The organism is Eubacterium sp. 14-2 (assembly GCF_000403845.2).
In the GTDB taxonomy this organism is placed as follows: Bacteria; Bacillota; Clostridia; order Lachnospirales; family Lachnospiraceae; genus Petralouisia.
On sequence record NZ_KE159569.1, the window covers coordinates 190,927 to 207,579 of the forward strand.

12 protein-coding genes are annotated in these 16,653 nt (G+C 47.0%); 2 read left to right on the plus strand and 10 right to left on the minus strand.

The genetic code is table 11. The features are described 5' to 3' along the window. Positions 1-153 precede the first annotated feature (153 nt). Genes C805_RS24780 through hflX form a run of 4 tightly spaced genes read right to left on the minus strand, consistent with a single transcriptional unit; the run spans position 154 to position 4,993 of the window. A complete protein-coding gene (locus C805_RS24780; protein ID WP_016216814.1) occupies positions 154-2,067 on the minus strand; it encodes an ABC transporter permease in 1,914 nt (637 codons plus the stop codon). Next, positions 2,042-2,941, minus strand: a complete 900-nt coding sequence (locus tag C805_RS24785) for an ABC transporter ATP-binding protein (RefSeq protein WP_016216815.1) — start codon at positions 2,939-2,941, stop codon at positions 2,042-2,044. The genes C805_RS24780 and C805_RS24785 overlap by 26 nt, the downstream gene beginning before the upstream one ends. A 1-nt stretch (position 2,942) precedes the next feature. Beyond that, positions 2,943-3,698, minus strand: a complete 756-nt coding sequence (gene yaaA / locus C805_RS24790) for a peroxide stress protein YaaA (RefSeq protein WP_031201949.1) — start codon at positions 3,696-3,698, stop codon at positions 2,943-2,945. Further along, positions 3,698-4,993 carry a GTPase HflX gene (gene hflX, locus C805_RS24795; protein WP_016216817.1) on the minus strand — a complete coding sequence of 432 codons (1,296 nt, stop codon included), beginning with the start codon at positions 4,991-4,993 and terminating at the stop codon, positions 3,698-3,700. The genes yaaA and hflX overlap by 1 nt, the downstream gene beginning before the upstream one ends. Positions 4,994-5,187: 194 nt before the next feature. On the opposite strand from hflX, the gene C805_RS24800 reads away from it, so the two are divergent. After that, a complete protein-coding gene (locus C805_RS24800) occupies positions 5,188-5,928 on the plus strand; it encodes a NifB/NifX family molybdenum-iron cluster-binding protein (RefSeq protein WP_016216818.1) in 741 nt (246 codons plus the stop codon). 145 nt (positions 5,929-6,073) lie between these two features. Here C805_RS24800 and galT read toward each other — a convergent pair whose 3' ends face one another. Then, positions 6,074-7,576 carry a UDP-glucose--hexose-1-phosphate uridylyltransferase gene (gene galT / locus C805_RS24805; protein WP_016216819.1) on the minus strand — a complete coding sequence of 501 codons (1,503 nt, stop codon included), beginning with the start codon at positions 7,574-7,576 and terminating at the stop codon, positions 6,074-6,076. Between the two features lie 43 nt (positions 7,577-7,619). After that, a complete protein-coding gene (locus C805_RS24810; RefSeq protein ID WP_016216820.1) occupies positions 7,620-8,903 on the minus strand; it encodes a galactokinase in 1,284 nt (427 codons plus the stop codon). A 406-nt stretch (positions 8,904-9,309) separates the two neighbouring features. Here C805_RS24810 and C805_RS24815 point away from each other — a divergent pair, with 406 nt between their 5' ends. Then, positions 9,310-10,305: a LacI family DNA-binding transcriptional regulator gene (locus C805_RS24815; protein ID WP_016216821.1), complete on the plus strand. Its 996-nt coding sequence runs from the start codon at positions 9,310-9,312 to the stop codon at positions 10,303-10,305. A gap of 150 nt (positions 10,306-10,455) precedes the next feature. Here C805_RS24815 and C805_RS24820 read toward each other — a convergent pair whose 3' ends face one another. From C805_RS24820 to C805_RS24835, 4 genes are read right to left on the minus strand one after another with little or no spacing between them, the layout of a single operon-like run. Beyond that, the gene (locus tag C805_RS24820) at positions 10,456-12,096 is read right to left on the minus strand and encodes an AAA family ATPase (RefSeq protein ID WP_016216822.1); all 1,641 of its coding nucleotides are present in this window, start codon (positions 12,094-12,096) and stop codon (positions 10,456-10,458) included. Between the two features lie 12 nt (positions 12,097-12,108). Then, positions 12,109-13,083: a tetratricopeptide repeat protein gene (locus C805_RS24825; protein WP_016216823.1), complete on the minus strand. Its 975-nt coding sequence runs from the start codon at positions 13,081-13,083 to the stop codon at positions 12,109-12,111. A 55-nt stretch (positions 13,084-13,138) separates the two neighbouring features. Then, the gene (locus tag C805_RS24830; RefSeq protein ID WP_016216824.1) at positions 13,139-14,158 is read right to left on the minus strand and encodes a DMT family transporter; all 1,020 of its coding nucleotides are present in this window, start codon (positions 14,156-14,158) and stop codon (positions 13,139-13,141) included. An 8-nt stretch (positions 14,159-14,166) separates the two neighbouring features. Beyond that, positions 14,167-16,632 carry a glycogen/starch/alpha-glucan phosphorylase gene (locus C805_RS24835; RefSeq protein WP_016216825.1) on the minus strand — a complete coding sequence of 822 codons (2,466 nt, stop codon included), beginning with the start codon at positions 16,630-16,632 and terminating at the stop codon, positions 14,167-14,169. Positions 16,633-16,653 lie beyond the last annotated feature (21 nt).

Genomic DNA, 16,653 nt, shown 5'->3' on the forward strand with positions numbered 1-16,653 from the left:
AGAATGCGCCTGGCGCATTCTTTTTTGTCTTACAGGAAAGACCCTGCGAATCGAGGGTATTCTTGCATATCATATTCTGTCGCTAAAGCGACCGCACCCGGCGCAGCAAACTGTCCAGGTCTCTCATGAACGAAGGATTCAGGGAGTTGAAGTTTATTCCAACAGCCCCGTATCTTCCATGATGCTCTGAAACTCCCGTTCTGTCATAATCCGCTCATTCTCTTCAAGTATCTCCAGCTCCCGCAGCAGGTTTATGGTTTTCTCACATCCCCTGGTCAGAGACACCGTCACATACTCCGGGTATTTCCCATCATAAAACTTCTCCTCCATTCCCTGAAATATCCTGGTTCCTTCGGGCACCCTGTAATTAAAAGAAAGAGCATCCGTATAATTTTCCGTATCACGCTTCCGATATTCCCAGGGATAAATCCGAAAATTCCCTGACAGGATATCCTCTTTCAGAGCCTGATACAGTTTCTGTTCTTCCTCCTTTGACAGCTCCCGTCCCCGGTATTCTCCTTTTCCGTTTATATGGAGGAAACTGCCCTCCCCCGTCAGCGTTATCTGCTCCGGTTCAGCAGAAAAATAATATTCCAGATATTTTTCCGGATTGTATTCCAGGGCAAACAGTTTTCCTGTGGCACCCTCTGCATCTTCCACATGGCAATCCTCTAAAGGCAGATCATAGGAACGTTTCATGCTTCTGCCGTTTTTCAGTTTATATGTCAGGCTCCACTTCAAAACAGGAGGTTTCTCCTTTTTCCGGAAATTTTTCTGAAAATACTGCTCAAATTCTTTTTTGGACTGGATGACACTCTGATGCACCTCCATGCAGCGGCGGATTTCTTCCGGCTCTTCCAGATACATCTGGTAACTTCCCTCCAGATAAATACCTGCAATTTCATCTTCCTCTGGCATCTTCTGTTCCAGACCTGTTATATCCTTTTCCACACAGACCAGAAACAAAACCAGAACTGCCAGAAACAGACCGCTTTCCTTCATGCGTCTTCCGGTAAATACCATAAACTTTTTACGGATTATCATCTCGCACAGAAAAAATCCACCCATCCCTGTCAAACCGCCAAACAGCAGTACAAACCCGAACAGATTCCCAAACCGGTCAGGAAACAACGTTTCCCATACCATATAAGTGCAGAATCCTCCCGCAATAACTCCGCCGCACCAGCGAAATACCGGTTTCAGCCAGGAAATGGCAACTACGTCCGACGCTGTCTCCAGAGCCCGGCTCCGATATACTGCCAGAGCCGCTGCGGTCAGCAGACATGCCAGGAGTCCGTACCAGAGCAGACAATCCATTCCCTGAATCTCCGGTATGGGAAATTTCTGGTTTTTCTCTTCCATGGCCAACTGCACATTTTCCTGCAGAAAAGGAATGGGCGAAAGCCAGTCTCCCCAGGATTCTTCTGACCTGCGGTTCATTCCGTATACCAGCATTCCTCTGGTGGCGCTGACGATATTAACCATCCCTTTATAAAGATAATTCAGTCCCGCATAACAGATTACTCCCACAGCAGCCTGCCCCGTAAGCATGGCTGCAAACACCGCCAGGCTGTAAGCCAGAAAGGCTTCTCCTGCTGCCAGTCCCAGCCAGCGAAGCAGATATTCCAGGTGGGTAATCCCGTTTCCAAACCACACAAATACCGTTATCACAAATGCCAGGAACTGGGGCACCAGCAAAAACAGCAGACCTGAAATATAATTTGTCAGAAAAAGAGCTTCCCTCCGTACAGGCAGTGCATGAATCATATTCGCGCTCCTGGACTGATACAGATAGGAAAATACCGCAATTGCGCTGACCGCACCAAAGAAGAATACCGGCCAGGGAGAAATGGCCGGTGAAAGGCTCTCCACTGCAAACCGCAGTTTATCCGCCTGCTGGCGAGCCTGTTCCAGCGTACTTATCTCTGTATAATTATGCATCTGCAGCCAGGTATAAATTGGAAGCGTCCACAGACACACCAGAAACCAGGAGAACCAGACCGGCCAGAAACTTCTGACATTTTTACGGAATATGGTACTGTTAAAGCAGAATTTCCTGAATCCCATAATCGGCCCCTCCCATCTCATAAATGAAAATTTCCTCCAGAGTCAGAGGCAGTACATCCACAAACAGAGGATGCAGCTTTTCCAGCTCTTCCCTGGCTTTCCCGGAGTCCCCCTTTACAATCATGGTATACACCCGTCCCAGATTTGACATGTGAAGTACCTGAAACGTTTCCGGCAATACCGGAACTCCCTGTTCAAAAGCCGTCTGTATTTTGGATACTGTCCCCTGCAGCTCCTGCAGAGAACGCTCCATACGAATTCTGCCCTGATGCATGATTCCCACATAATCACACACTTCTTCCAGCTCCCGCAAATTGTGGGAGGACACCAGTACCGTCATTCCACGTTTCTTTCTTTCTGACAGAAGCAGATTCCAGATCTGACGCCTCATCACCGGATCCAGCCCGTCCACGGGCTCATCCAGAATCAGAATTCCGGGACTGCAGCACAGCCCAAGCCAGAAAGATACCTGCTTTTGCATACCTTTTGAAAGTTTGCGTATTCTCCGCTTTGTGTCAATATTCTGAAATACCTCCTTCAGCTTTTCAAACAGTTTTTCATCAAAACCAGGATAAATCCCTTTGTAAAACCGTTTCATTTCCATGGTATCTGCCTGCTGAAAATAAAACAGGTCGTCCGATATGAAAATCATTCTGTTTTTTACATCCGGCTGTTCATACACGAGTTTTCCCTCCACCAGAACTTTCCCCTCATCCTGCCGATAAATGCCCATAATGTGCCGCAGCAATGTGGTCTTTCCGGCGCCGTTCGGCCCTGCCAGCCCATAAATACTCCCCTTTGGCACATGCATGTCCACACCATCCAGTGCACGGAATTCTCCAAAATTTTTCCTCAGGTTTTCTACTCTAATCATGTCAGTCATCCCTTTTCTGCTTCAGAAATACATATGTATTTTTATCGGAAAATTCTTCTGCGTACTGATAGCCCAGTCCATGAAATTCTTTGATTTCTTCTTTATTTTCCACACAGTTCCCGGCCAGAAAACGTACCATTTCCCCGCGGGCCATCTTGACCTGCGTTCCTTTTTCCACTACTTTTCCATCCTTCAGTTCCCCAAACCGGCAGGTCAGAAAGGTATCCGGCAAAGTCAGGTGCTCTGACAGACAGCGGCTGTATTCCCTGGAAGCCAGATTCAGCACCAGGTCTGCTTCCCGGTATACTTCCTGAAAGATGTCCCGGCCCCAGTAATCATACAGATTCCGGTACTGTCCCATCTGAATCCTGGCCTGCATCTCCAGCCGGTAAGGCACAACCCCGTCAAAAGACTTTAACACTCCGTAAAAGCCTGACAGGATACAAAGATGATTTCTCACATATTCCCAGGACTGGTCCTCAAACACAGCCGGAGCCATATACTGATACTGAATGCCCTCATAGGCCAGCAGGGCAGGCGTCAGATTCTGTTCCAGCTCCATCCCGGCAAACCGCTCAAAATTCAGCTCTGCAATCCTGTCATTGCATTTCCACAGATTTTTCGCTTCCTGATATGTGAGACTCCGGATATAGGTTTTCAGCTGTTCTGCCCTGTTAAGAAATACCGGAAGTCCATGGTACGGAAGCGTATCCGTATCCCGTTTCATTTTCTTCGCAGGAGAGATGATGATTTTCATCATGGCTGCTCTCCGGCCTGAATCTCCGCTTCCTGAGTCTTCATGTTTTTCTCCAGATTCCGATACAGCTCTGCGGGCACAAATGCCTTCACATAAATGCCCTGCTCCCCATATTCCTCCTCCAGCAGTTCTCCGTATTTGCGGATAACCGTCAGCTGGCCGCCCTGGTCATAGGGAAAAATTCCTTCCAGAAGCTGCTTGTCCTCCCGCAGAATTTCCTCCAGCGCCTCTTTCAGTTCCTCCAGGCCCTGTCCGCTTCTGGCTGAAATTTTCAGGGATTTATCCGCCTGGAAATCCTTCTGTCCTTCCTGTTCTTCCACCTTGTCCTGCTTATTAAAAAGGGTTATGGTTTTCTTTCCTGACACACCCAGATTCTGCAGAGTCTCGTATACAATCTCCATCTGTTTTTCCCGCTGAGGACTGGAGGCATCCACCACATGCAGAATAATGTCCGCATATCTGGCTTCTTCCAGTGTACTCCGGAATGCTTCTATCAGATGATGGGGCAGCTTACGGATAAATCCTACCGTGTCGGTGAGAAGAATTTCCTGTCCGCTGTCCAGCTTCAGATTTCTGGTGGTGGGGTCCAGCGTTGCAAACAGCATGTCTTCTTCCAGTACGGAGGCATGGGTCAGACGATTCAGCAAAGTGGATTTTCCCGCATTGGTATATCCCACAATGGCGGCCACCCTGGTCTGATTATGCTCCCGCTGTCCTCTGGTAATCTCCCGGTGCTTCTGCACCTGTACCAGCTCCCGGTTCAGCTGCGCAATCCTGTTCTTAATCAGCCTGCGGTCCATTTCCAGCTTTTTCTCTCCCGGCCCTCTTGTGCCGATGCCGCCGCCCAGCCTGGACAGACTGATCCCCAGGCCCGTCAGGCGGCTCATCCGGTACTTTAACTGGGCAAGCTCCACCTGTATTTTTCCTTCGCTGGTGGAAGCCCTTGCTGCAAAAATATCCAGGATCACCAGAGTCCGGTCCATCACTCTGCACTCTAACACATCTTCCATGTTCCGAAGCTGGGCCGGCGAAAGCTCATCATCGCAGACAATTCCGTCAGCCTCCAGCTCTGAAATCATCTGCTGCAGCTCTTCAAGTTTTCCTTTTCCCACATAAGTTCCAGGATGAACGGATTCCCGATTCTGAATGGCAGTACCCACTACCAGCCCGCCTGCTGTTTCCACCAGTTCCGCCAGCTCTGTCAGGGAATCCTCCGTATCCTCATCATCCTGCCGGCTGACACCCACAAGAATGAGTTTTTCTGTTATTTCTTCTGTTTTGAATGGTTCTGGCATAATCTTCCTCCTGTTTCAATACGGAATCATAGTTTCGTTGAACAAAATATAATATCTCCCTGTTCTGTGACTGCATTGGTTAATGTTTTAATTTTAACAAATCAGGCTGGACAATACAACCAATACCGTTATTGACATATGTTAATAATTGTTTTATACTGTTTTTATCAGACAGTCATCAGGAGGAAATCGTTATGGCACGTCCCAGCAAACCAAGGCGCGTATGCCGCCTGCCGTCATGCACCTGTTTTTATGCAGGAAATCCCGGACATTCTGCAGACTGCCGGGGATTGCAGCTCAGTATCGAAGAATATGAGGTTATCCGGCTGCTGGATTACCAGGGCCTTACCCAGCAGGAAGCTGCCGCGCAGATGAATACCGGACGCACTACCATACAGGTACTGTATACACAGGCACGCCGGAAACTGGCGCGTTTTCTGGTGGAAGGATTTCCCCTTACCATTACAGGCGGATGCTACCAGCTCTGTTCCGGCCAGAACTGCCTGGAAAACTGTCAAAACAGAAAAAAAGGAGAATATATTATGAAAATTGCGGTTACTTATGAAAATGGACAGGTGTTCCAGCACTTTGGACATACCAGCCAGTTTAAAGTGTATGAAGTGGAAAACGGAGCGGTTATTTCTTCTGAAATCGTGGACACCAACGGACAGGGACATGGCGCTCTGGCAGGCTTTTTATTCGGAGGCGGCGTAGATGTGCTGATTTGCGGAGGAATTGGCGGCGGTGCGAGAAATGCCCTGGCGGAAGCCGGAATTGAGCTTTATCCCGGAGCCACCGGAGAGGCCGACGCTCAGGTGGAGTCTTTCTTAAAGGGACAGCTTGTTTATGATCCTGACACGGTATGCAGCCATCATTCCCACGAAGATGGACATGACTGCGGAAATCACGGATGCGGCTCTGAAAAATGTCACTGAACCTTTTTATAAAAAAGTCTGAGCAGCTTTATTTTTACTCTGCAGGAAAATCTTTCGTATTTTCTTCAGAATAAAATAAAACCCCCGCCGGTAAATGACGGGGGTTTTATGCCTCATATATTACGGTAAATGTTTCATCTCCCTGTTATCCGTTCAGGCTCTCTGTGAATTTATCAAAGGCTTTCCGTCCCTCTTCATTTCTCTTATAGACGCCTGCATGTTCCAGCACTTTACTGAATACCAGCGCAATTTCCTTCTGCAGAATATCCATTACATTGTCTTTTGTAATCTCTCCGTATGCGGGAAGGAATTCATCCACCCAGTCCGCATGTTTTTCAATGGTTTCATCTGCACGGATATCTTTTTTATTTACAATGGCATCTGCCAGCTGTTCCATTTCGTCTTTCAGACGTGCCGGAAGCACCGCAAGACCCATTACCTCAATGAGGCCGATGTTTTCTTTCTTAATATGGTGCAGTTCCCCATGGGGATGGTATACGCCCAGGGGATGCTCTTCTGTGGTGATGTTGTTGCGCAGCACCAGATCCAGTTCGTACAGATCTCCCCGTTTCCTTGCAATGGGCGTAATGGTATTGTGAGGTTCTCCCTCAGTCTCTGCAAAAATAAATGCATCCTCATCGGTATATCCTCTCCAGGATACCAGAATCTTATCCGCCAGCGCAATCAGACGTTTTGTATCTTCTCCGGCAATCCGGATCACGGACATGGGCCATTTTACAATACCGGCCTTTATATCCTCAAACCCTTTCACTGTAAATTCCCGTTCTACCGGAGCTTTGGCCATGGCAAATTCATAGCTTCCTCCCTGGAAATGGTCATGGCTTAATATAGAGCCTCCCACAATGGGCAGATCCGCATTGGAGCCCACAATATAGTGGGGGAACTGTTTTACAAAATCAAACAGTTTGCAGAAAGTGCCATGCTCAATTTTCATGGGAATATGCTGAGAATTAAACACAATACAGTGCTCATTATAGTATACATAGGGAGAATACTGGAAGCCCCAGCGGCTGTCCTGAATCGTCACCGGAATTATACGGTGATTCTGTCTTGCAGGATGGTTGATACGTCCGGCATATCCTTCATTCTCCACACACAGCAGGCATTTGGGATATCCGCTCTGCTTTGCATTTTTAGCCGCCGCAATGGCTTTCGGATCTTTCTCCGGTTTGGAAAGGTTTATGGTAATATCCATTTCTCCGTAAGGGGTCTGTGCTTTCCATTTTACATCTTTTACAATCCGGTAACGGCGGATATAGTCGCTGTCCTGGCTTAACTGATAGTAAAAATCAGTGGCTGCCTTTGGGCCGTCTTTGTGATAAATATCCCAGAATCTTCCAATTACTTCACTGGGCCTTGGCATCAGTTTTGCCATCAGTTTCGTATCAAACAAATCCCGGTACACCACACCGTTTTCTTTCAGAACACCACGGTCATACGCATAGTCCAGAAGCTCTTTTAACACCGGCTCCAACTCCACATTGTGGTAAATTTCCTGTGGTTCTTCATATTCTTCCATTTCCAGAGCTTCCAGTAACTGATTGGTGGTAAAAATAACATCTTCCTCCCCGATCAGTCCCCGCTCCAGTCCGTAACAAATCAATTTCTTAACCGCTTCATTTATCATAAGAATTCCCTCCTGATTTTCTGACAATATCCACAATTCCGTTTCAGGCCAAAACTTTAATTCCGCCGAAAGGCCTTACTTTCAGCACATGACAGGAGCCCTCTCCATACAGGCTGTCCAGTGCTTTCCGATATTCTTCCACAAAATCGTCCGCCACAAAGGCCTGAATCGTTCCGGCAAATCCTCCTCCATGCACCCGGCTGACTCCATGGCCAAAAAGAATGCTGTCACTGACTGCAAGCCCCATGGAAACACTCTGGTTCTGCACGTCCTTGTTGGTGTAGATATTCTGGAGATACTTGAAAGAAGAATTTCCCGAAGCCTGCACCGTATCCAGAAATCCCTGGAAATCTCCGTTTTTCAGAGCGGAAACTTCCTTCTCCACCCGTTTATCCTCCTCAAAGAAATGAAGGGCGCGCAGTACGGGACGGTCGCCGCATTTTTTACGGATCTGAGGAATATTTTTATAAAATTCTTCTGCTTTTACTTCCCGCAGAAATCCTTTTCCGAAAAAGTCTGCCACCTGTTTCATTTCCTGCGGAATCAGGGCGTAATCGTCTGTCAGATCCGCATGGGAGCCTTTGGTATCCGTAATGCAGAGACTGTGGTGATATGCACTGAAATCCACCTCCACTTTTTCCACAACGGGATGCTCCGGGTCTGCAAAATCAATATGTATCAGTCCTCCCACAGAACATGCCATCTGATCCATCAGGCCGCAGGGCTTTCCGAAATATACGTTCTCCGCATACTGAGCCACCTGCGCAATTTCCACCGGGCTGATGGCCATCTCATTGTACAGTCCGGAAATTATGGTTCCCACCAGAACCTCAAAAGCCGCAGAACTTGACATTCCCGCACCGTTTAACACATCGCTGGTCACATATGCCTGAAATCCTCCGGTTTTATGACCATTTTTCTTAAGTCCGTATATCATACCGCGGATCAGTCCTGCAGAGGTTCCTTCTTCTGTACTGTCCTTTTCCAGCCTGGAAAGGTCTACGGTAATCATGGGATAACCGTCAGACAGAAGTTTTATCACCGGCTCCTGTAATCTGCCTGCCACTGCAATGGCGTCCAGGTTAATGGAAGCTGCCAGCACTTCCCCGTGCTGATGATCGGTATGATTGCCTCCCACTTCGCTTCGTCCGGGTGCACTGAAGAGTTCTGCCGGCCCTGCCCCGTACAGTTCTTCATACTTGCGGACTGCGTCCTGATAACGCCGGTTCTGGTATTCCAGTACCCCTGTGTCCACATAAATCTCCTGCAGACGCTCCTGATGCTGTTTTGCTGAAAACTCTTCCAGTAATACTTTTGTTTCTTTCATGATAATGCCCCGCCTTTACTTATTATTTATTTTTCAGGTTGCTGTTTCTCTGATTCATCTCAGTGCAAACGCCGCAAAATGGTATCTTTTCCTCTGATGACGCCGGCGCCGCAAATATATTTTTTCACTGTCTTTTTCTATACTCATATTATATATGTTCTTTAGTAAACAGTCAATATATTTAGTAAATTTATTGCAAAAAATTACTGACAGGGCAGAAAACCGGGCAACCTGTGAATTTTTCTGCCGCCAGGGTCCTCTTTCTGAAAAAATCCGCAGCAATAAACTTTATCCCCGCGAGCTGCCCATATCATTTTAGTAAATTTACTAAAATTGTATTTCCCTTTTTACTGATTTTTTGTTATACTGATAACAGAATTACGATGAAGTACATTGGGAGGAATTTATGACAACCATCAAAGATATTGCAGCATCCGCAGGAGTTTCTCCTGCCACTGTTTCCAGAATACTCAACAACGACGCCACCCTGAACGTTTCTCCTGAAACGCGCCAGAAGGTGCTGGATACCGCTCACAGCCTGAATTACAAGAAAAAATCCCGTGCTTCCGGCAAATCCGTCTATACCCTGGGCATTGTTCAGTGGTTTTCTCCCCAGCAGGAAATGGAGGACAACTATTATCTGCTGATTCGCCAGGGAATTGAAGATTTCTGTATGCAGAACTGCATTCACGTGGTGCGCACCTACAAAGCAGATTTAAACTATATGGACGCCCTGAAAAATGTGGACGCCCTGATTTGCGTTGGAAAATTCAGTAAAGATGAAATTCACCGCTTCCGTGAAATGACTTCCAGTATCATTTTTCTGGACATGCCTGTGGAAAATATTGCCATCTCTACCATTACACTGGATTTTGAACATGCCATGCAGACAGGTCTTGACTATCTCACCGCCCTGGGTCATACCAGAATCGGATTTCTGGGAGGTAAAGAATACCTGGCAGACGGCTCTCTGTTCCCGGATGTTCGCAAATCCCTTTTTATCAATTACTGCAGAACGCACAGTCTGGACTGTGAATCTTATATTCTGGAGGATTCTTTCACCATCGAATCCGGCTACCGGATGATGAACCGTCTGCTGGACCAAAATACCCTGCCAAGCGCCATCATTGCTTCCAGTGATCCTATCGCCATCGGTGCGCTTCGGGCTCTGACAGCCAGAAATATCCATGTGCCGGAGGATATTTCTCTCATGGGCTTTGACGATACCAGTCTGTCCGCATTTACCGCACCGCCTCTGACCACCATCCATGCTCCGGCTTATGATATGGGCAGTTTCGGCGCTAATATTGTGTTCAATATCCTGAAACTGCAGCCGGCAACAGCCATGAAAATACAACTTCCCTGCCGGCTGGTGGAGCGTCAGTCCTGCAGAAGAATATAAAAAAGAATGCGCTATGCGCATTCTCCGCGCGCGAGCAGATTGCGCAGCAATAAACATCACCCCCGCGAGCTGCGCATCATTGTTTTTTCTTCTATAGGAAATCCAGAGGAATTTCCTATAGAAGAAAAAATATGCCGCAGTTCCTGATTCCTAAACATCAGGAGCTGCGGCCCTCTTTAAAACTTCCACTTTACAGCTGTGCTTTTTCTGCTCTTTTTCATATCCGATTCCCACAGCCAGAATTCTTCCCGTATACTCCGTTCTTCCTCCTGGTTTTGCCTGGAAACGCAGAGCGTATTTTCGATCTTTTATCTGCTGTATGGCCTCTTCCGGACTGTGATTTACTTTCAGTTCCAAAAGAATACAGTCTGCACTCCTGTCTGTTACCGGATAAAAAATAAAATCCACATATCCAATGCCTGCCTTGTCCTCCCGCTCTACCCGGTACTGGTCTCTCGCAGCCAGATATGCCAGATTTACTACTGCTGTCAGCTCTGTTTCATGATTATAACGCAATAATGGTGTTTCCATGTCATGAACAGCCTCCAAAATCTCTGACATGGTATCCGTATCACCTGCCAGCGTAGCGCTCAGCATCCGGTCTGACTCTTTTGCCAGGCGATATACATATCCCAGAGAGCTTTCTTTCTGCAGCATTTCCGAAAACCGGTCCATAAGTTCTTTATTCGGAATCAGGACTTTTCCATTCTCATAACTCAGGAATCCGTACACAACCATTGCAGAAAAAATCTCATCTTTTGTCTGAAGTTTCATGGAAACTGCCGAATATTCCCTGACTTTCACGGGAACAGCCGTACCTGCCATCATCAATGCAAGTTCTTCCCGGACAGCTGCCACATTATTTCTGATATAATAAAAAATCTCATCATAAGGACCGGAGCTGGTCCAGTAATTGCCCGGATTATTATTGGAAAGGGAAATCACAACAGAACGGGGATTATACAGGCGTTCACCGGATTTTGTATGATACCCATCATACCATTCCCGCAGTCCCTCTCTGGTAACATTCTGTTTTCCTGTCGTATTCTTCCGATACCGTTCAAACAGCTCGTCTGTTTCTTCTTCCGTAAACCCAAAATATTCGGAAAATCTCTGTTCCGTCACCATTGTAAATTCCGAAAACATATTCAGTTCGGAGCCGCTGGAATATTTTGCAATGGGAAGAATGCCTGTCATATATACAAGCAGCACATAAGGCCGGTCCTTTAACAGACTTCGTAAAAATGTGAGATACAGTCTTTTTTCATTTTCCGACACAAAAGGCTGATGAAACAGAAAATCCCACTCATCCAGTACAAAAATAAAGCGAACGCTGCTGTCCTGTGCATAAACATTCAGCAGTGCATCCACCGCTGATTCCTCCTGTTCCAGTTCCACGTCAGGATATGATTTCCTTATATCTTTTACCAGGCGCTTTTCAATCTTTCCAATATACTCCCTGTAGGAAACACACTGGCCGGAAATATCACTGAATGAAATATGAATAACCGCATAACGATTTCTGTAATTCTCATATCCATTTTTACTGCTGATTTCCAGAGAGTCAAAAATATCTGCTGTGTCACACGCCTTTGAAAAAAAGGATGCTATCATATTTGCCATCACGGTTTTTCCAAACCGGCGGGGACGTGTAATACAGATATAATTTGTCCCCTCCTCCACCAGCGGAAACAGTTCCTCCAGTAACCGTGTTTTATCTACAAAATATGGTTTTTTCGTCTCATTTTTATATAAGGTACAGGCTGCTTCACTGTTCAGATAAACACCCATCCGCGCCTCCTCTCACCGGGTCTGCAGAAATATATATTCCTTCTGAGCCTGTTCATCCTCCGGGTAATCTTTCAGATAGGCCAGCATTTTCTCTCTGGCTGCCTCAAAATCCAGCATCCCTTCACAGGCGATGATTTCATTGCGCCGAATCTGCTGTTCGTTAGGAGGATTTTTTACAGACAGCGCCTGCTGGTAAAACTCCAGCGCCTGGCTGTAATTTCCGGCTTCCATCTGGGTATCTCCAAGGGAAACCAGTGTGGATGTATCAGAATTATTTTTGGAAATATAGCTTTCATACAGGGCGTCGGCCTGACTGGAATTGCCTTCTGCATCGTAAACCTGCGCCATATAAAGCAGCGCTTTCACATCTTCCTGGTTGATGGCCTGGTCCAGCTCCTTTTTTGCCTGGGCATAATCCCCCTGCAGCAGGTAGATATGGCCCCGTTCCCGGTAATCCGCTGCTTTTTTTGGTTTCTCTTTCAGAGCTTCCTTCATAACCTCCTCTGCCTCCGGAGCATACCCCGCATTCATGAGATTCTCCCAGGCAGAAACATAAATTTCATAGCCGCCGCTGTTCTCAAAGGCATTCCGGTAATCCTTCATGGCCTTTTCTTTCTCTCCCTCTTTCAGATAGATACAGCCCCGCAGATAACTGGCTTTGGCGTCTTTTTTATCGTAATCCAGCAAAGCCCCGCAGGTAGTCAGGGCCCCTTTGGTATCTCCGGCCTGATACTGGGCCGTGGCCTTATAGTAACAGATATCAATTTCCATATCTCCTACCACTGCCTGGGACTGATCCAGCGCTTTCTGAAAAGCCTCCGCTGCTTCTTCATAATTTCCTTCGCCCAGCTTATTAATGCCAAGCTGCCGGTACGCCTGCTGGTTTTCCAGAGCTTCTTTATCCTGACATCCCGTTAAACCCGTACTTCCCAGCAGGAAAACTGCCAGCAGCAGGGAAAACTTCTTCTTCACTCTCTCTGATTTCATCTGTTCTGCCCTTTCTTTCCGTCTGTTTTTCACCTGCTCTGTCGTTCCGGAACCTTCAGACAGTTCCTGCTCCCCTGCGCTTTTCCTGTGCCGAAGTTCCGGGAATCTGTGCCAGAATAATGGCCGCAAACATCAGCACACATCCAATGGTTTCCTGCAAAGTCATGCGCTGTCCTAACAGTACCAGTCCTGCCAGCACGGAAATCACAGACTCCAGGCTGAGTATCAGTGCCGCCACTGTGGGGTTCATTCCTTTCTGTCCCACAATCTGCAGGGTGTAGGCTACTCCGCAGGACAATACGCCAGCATAGAGAACAGGCTGCCATGCCGCCAGAATATCCGTAAGACATGGTTCCTCAGCAAGGAACATCCCAATTCCGGACAGCAGGCCGGAAACCCAGAACTGAATACAGGACATTTTTACTCCGTCCACCCGTTCCGTAAAATAATCAATCACCAGAATATGCACTGAAAACAGAAGAGCCCCGATAAATACCAGAAAATCTCCTTTTCCAATGGGAATGTCCGTAATCAGCCGTTCCTGTACCTTTTGTCCGGCGGAACCTGACATGCACAGAAAATACAGTCCTGTCAGCGCCAGAACTACACCGGCCCACAGAGTCCATCCGCATTTCTTATGAAAAAACAGCCCCAGAATGGGAACCAGCACAATATAAAAGGCAGTGATAAATCCTGCTTTTCCCACTGTGGTATAAGCAATTCCCACCTGCTGGAAATTGGTGGCCAGGCACAGCAGAATCCCGCAGAGGATTCCTCCTGCTGCCAGTGTTCTGCTGTCAGATTTTTTTTCTGTAATGCCTGACCGTACCTTACTTTTCCATGGCTGTCCCGGCCGGCACATCTCTCTGTTTTCAGACTTTCTGCCCTGGCTGCCGTATTTTTCCAGAAACCAGATACAGGGAATCAGCACCGCGCCGCCCAAAAGGGACCGGACGCAGTTAAAGGTCAGGGGTCCCACATAATCCATTCCCACGCTCTGAGCCACAAAAGCAACGCCCCAGATAAAGGCAGTCAGCAACAGCAGCAGGGAATGTTTTATCTGTAATTTATCCATATATTTCCTTATTTCGGCAGTTCAACTTTTATTTTGTCCAGATGCCAGATATCGTCCACATACTCCTGAATGGTACGATCGGAAGTGAACTTGCCGGAATGGGCTGTATTCAGCATGGCCATCTTCGCCCATCTCTTTTCATCCCGGTATGCCTGCTCCACCTTTTCCTGCGCCTGTGCATAGGAACGGAAATCTTTCAGAATGAAATAGGTATCTGCATACTGAGTATCCAGCTTATTCAGCAGAGAATTATACAGGGGACGGAACAGCTCCGTATCATTATGGGAATACATTCCGTTAATCAGCTGCATCAGTACCTGACGGATATCCTGGTCTGTGTTGAAAATATGCATGGGGTCATAATCACGTTTCTGCTCATGATCAATGACTTCCTGAGAACTCATTCCGAAAATAAAAGCATTTTCCTCGCCTACTTCTTCCACAATTTCCACGTTCGCACCATCCATGGTTCCCAGTGTAACAGCTCCGTTCAGCATAAATTTCATGTTACCGGTTCCGGATGCTTCCTTGCTGGCAGTGGAAATCTGTTCAGACACATCTGCCGCTGCAAAAATCCATTCTGCAGTAGATACTTTATAGTCTTCAATAAACACCACTTTGAGTTTTCCATTGATGGAAGCGTCATTGTTGATTATCTCTGCCACGCTGTTAATCAGCTTGATGGTAAGTTTGGCAATGCGATAGCCTGCCGCTGCTTTTGCTCCGAAAATAAAGGTTCTCGGATAGAAATCCATTTCCGGATGTTCTTTGATTTTATTGTACAGATACATCACATGCAGAATATTCAGAAGCTGGCGTTTGTACTCATGGAGACGTTTTACCTGTACGTCAAAAATGGAACGGGGATCCACATTGATCCCGTTGTGTTCACGGATATAAGCTGCCAGGCGCAGTTTGTTCTGGTATTTGATGTTCATGAACTCCTGCTGCGCTTTTTCATCTTCCGCATAAACAGCCAGTCTGGACAGATGGGGCAGATTGGTTACCCAGTCATCGCCAATATATTTGTTGACCCATTCCGCCAGCAGAGGATTGCCATGGTACAGGAATCTTCTCTGGGTAATTCCGTTGGTCTTATTATTAAATTTCTCCGGGAACATCTGGTAGAACTCATGCAGCTCCTGGTTTTTCAGGATTTCCGTATGCAGTCTTGCCACACCGTTGACAGAGCAGCCTGCTGCAATGGCAAGATGAGCCATTTTTACCTGGCCATCATAAATAATCGCCATCTTCTGGACTTTATAACGGTCTCCTGGGAATTTCTTTTCAATATCCAGAATAAACCGGCGGTTAATTTCCTCGATAATCTGATAAATTCTGGGAAGCAGTCTGGAGAAAATCTCAATGGGCCATTTTTCCAGTGCTTCAGACATAATGGTATGGTTGGTGTATGCACATGTTTTTGTGGTGATTGCCCATGCTTCTTCCCATTCCATATTTTCCTCGTCCAGAAGGATCCGCATCAGCTCTGCCACTGCCACGGTTGGGTGGGTATCATTTAACTGAATCGCCACTTTTTCCGGCAGCTTATGCAAATCCGTATGATATTTTTTGTAGCGGGCCACTGCACGCTGTACACTGGCAGATACAAAGAAATACTGCTGCTTTAAGCGCAGTTCTTTTCCCTGAATATGATTGTCATTGGGATAGAGCACTTCCACCAGATTCCGGGCAAGATTTTCCTGCTCCACTGCCTTTTTATAATCGCCCTTGTCAAATGCGTCCAGCTCAAAATACTTTTCCGGCTCCGCATCCCATGCAATCAGCACATTGACCATATTGTTGTTGTAACCTACCACCGGCATATCGTAGGGAACCGCACGGACAGACTGGTATCCTTCATGGATAAATCTGGTTTTTCCGTTGGCGTCTCCTTCTGAGCGCACATAGCCTCCGAATTTTACCTGGAAGGTATGCTCCGGCCGGCGCATTTCAAAGGGATAACCGTCTTTCAGCCAGTTATCCGGCTCTTCCATCTGAAATCCGTCTTTGATTTTCTGGCGGAACAGTCCATAGCGATAACGAATGCCGCATCCGTATGCTCCATAGCCCAGAGTTGCAAGAGATTCCATGAAACATGCTGCAAGCCTTCCCAGACCGCCGTTTCCCAATGCCGGATCCGGCTCCTGGTCTTCGATTACATTCAGATCAAATCCGATTTCTTCCAGTGCTTCTTTTACTTCCTTGTATGCAGTCAGGTTTATCAGGTTATTTCCCAGAGCCCGGCCCATCAGAAATTCCATGGACATGTAATACACAATCTTCGGGTCTTCTTTTTCAAAAGTCTTCTGTGTTGCCAGCCACTGGTCGATAATAACTTCCTTCACTGCCTGAGATACCGCCTGATATACCTCCTGCTGAGAAGCCTCCTCCAGCGTCTTGCGGTAAAGATTCTTTACGTTGTCCTTAATCTCCTGAATAAACTTTTCCTTTTCAAACATCTTGTTCTGCATTGTTATCTCCTTCCTCTCTGG

Excerpts from the sequence above, each read along its gene's own strand:
- C805_RS24785 (WP_016216815.1), bottom strand. The coding sequence starts at position 2,941 with ATGATTAGAGTAGAAAACCTGAGGAAAAATTTTGGAGAATTCCGTGCA.
- C805_RS24810 (WP_016216820.1), bottom strand. The coding sequence starts at position 8,903 with ATGAAAGAAACAAAAGTATTACTGGAAGAGTTTTCAGCAAAACAGCAT.
- C805_RS24825 (WP_016216823.1), bottom strand. The coding sequence starts at position 13,083 with ATGAAATCAGAGAGAGTGAAGAAGAAGTTTTCCCTGCTGCTGGCAGTT.
- C805_RS24835 (WP_016216825.1), bottom strand. The coding sequence starts at position 16,632 with ATGCAGAACAAGATGTTTGAAAAGGAAAAGTTTATTCAGGAGATTAAG.
- C805_RS24830 (WP_016216824.1), bottom strand. The coding sequence starts at position 14,158 with ATGGATAAATTACAGATAAAACATTCCCTGCTGCTGTTGCTGACTGCC.
- C805_RS24820 (WP_016216822.1), bottom strand. The coding sequence starts at position 12,096 with ATGGGTGTTTATCTGAACAGTGAAGCAGCCTGTACCTTATATAAAAAT.
- hflX (WP_016216817.1), bottom strand. The coding sequence starts at position 4,993 with ATGCCAGAACCATTCAAAACAGAAGAAATAACAGAAAAACTCATTCTT.
- galT (WP_016216819.1), bottom strand. The coding sequence starts at position 7,576 with ATGATAAATGAAGCGGTTAAGAAATTGATTTGTTACGGACTGGAGCGG.
- C805_RS24780 (WP_016216814.1), bottom strand. The coding sequence starts at position 2,067 with ATGGGATTCAGGAAATTCTGCTTTAACAGTACCATATTCCGTAAAAAT.
- C805_RS24800 (WP_016216818.1), top strand. The coding sequence starts at position 5,188 with ATGGCACGTCCCAGCAAACCAAGGCGCGTATGCCGCCTGCCGTCATGC.
- C805_RS24815 (WP_016216821.1), top strand. The coding sequence starts at position 9,310 with ATGACAACCATCAAAGATATTGCAGCATCCGCAGGAGTTTCTCCTGCC.
- yaaA (WP_031201949.1), bottom strand. The coding sequence starts at position 3,698 with ATGAAAATCATCATCTCTCCTGCGAAGAAAATGAAACGGGATACGGAT.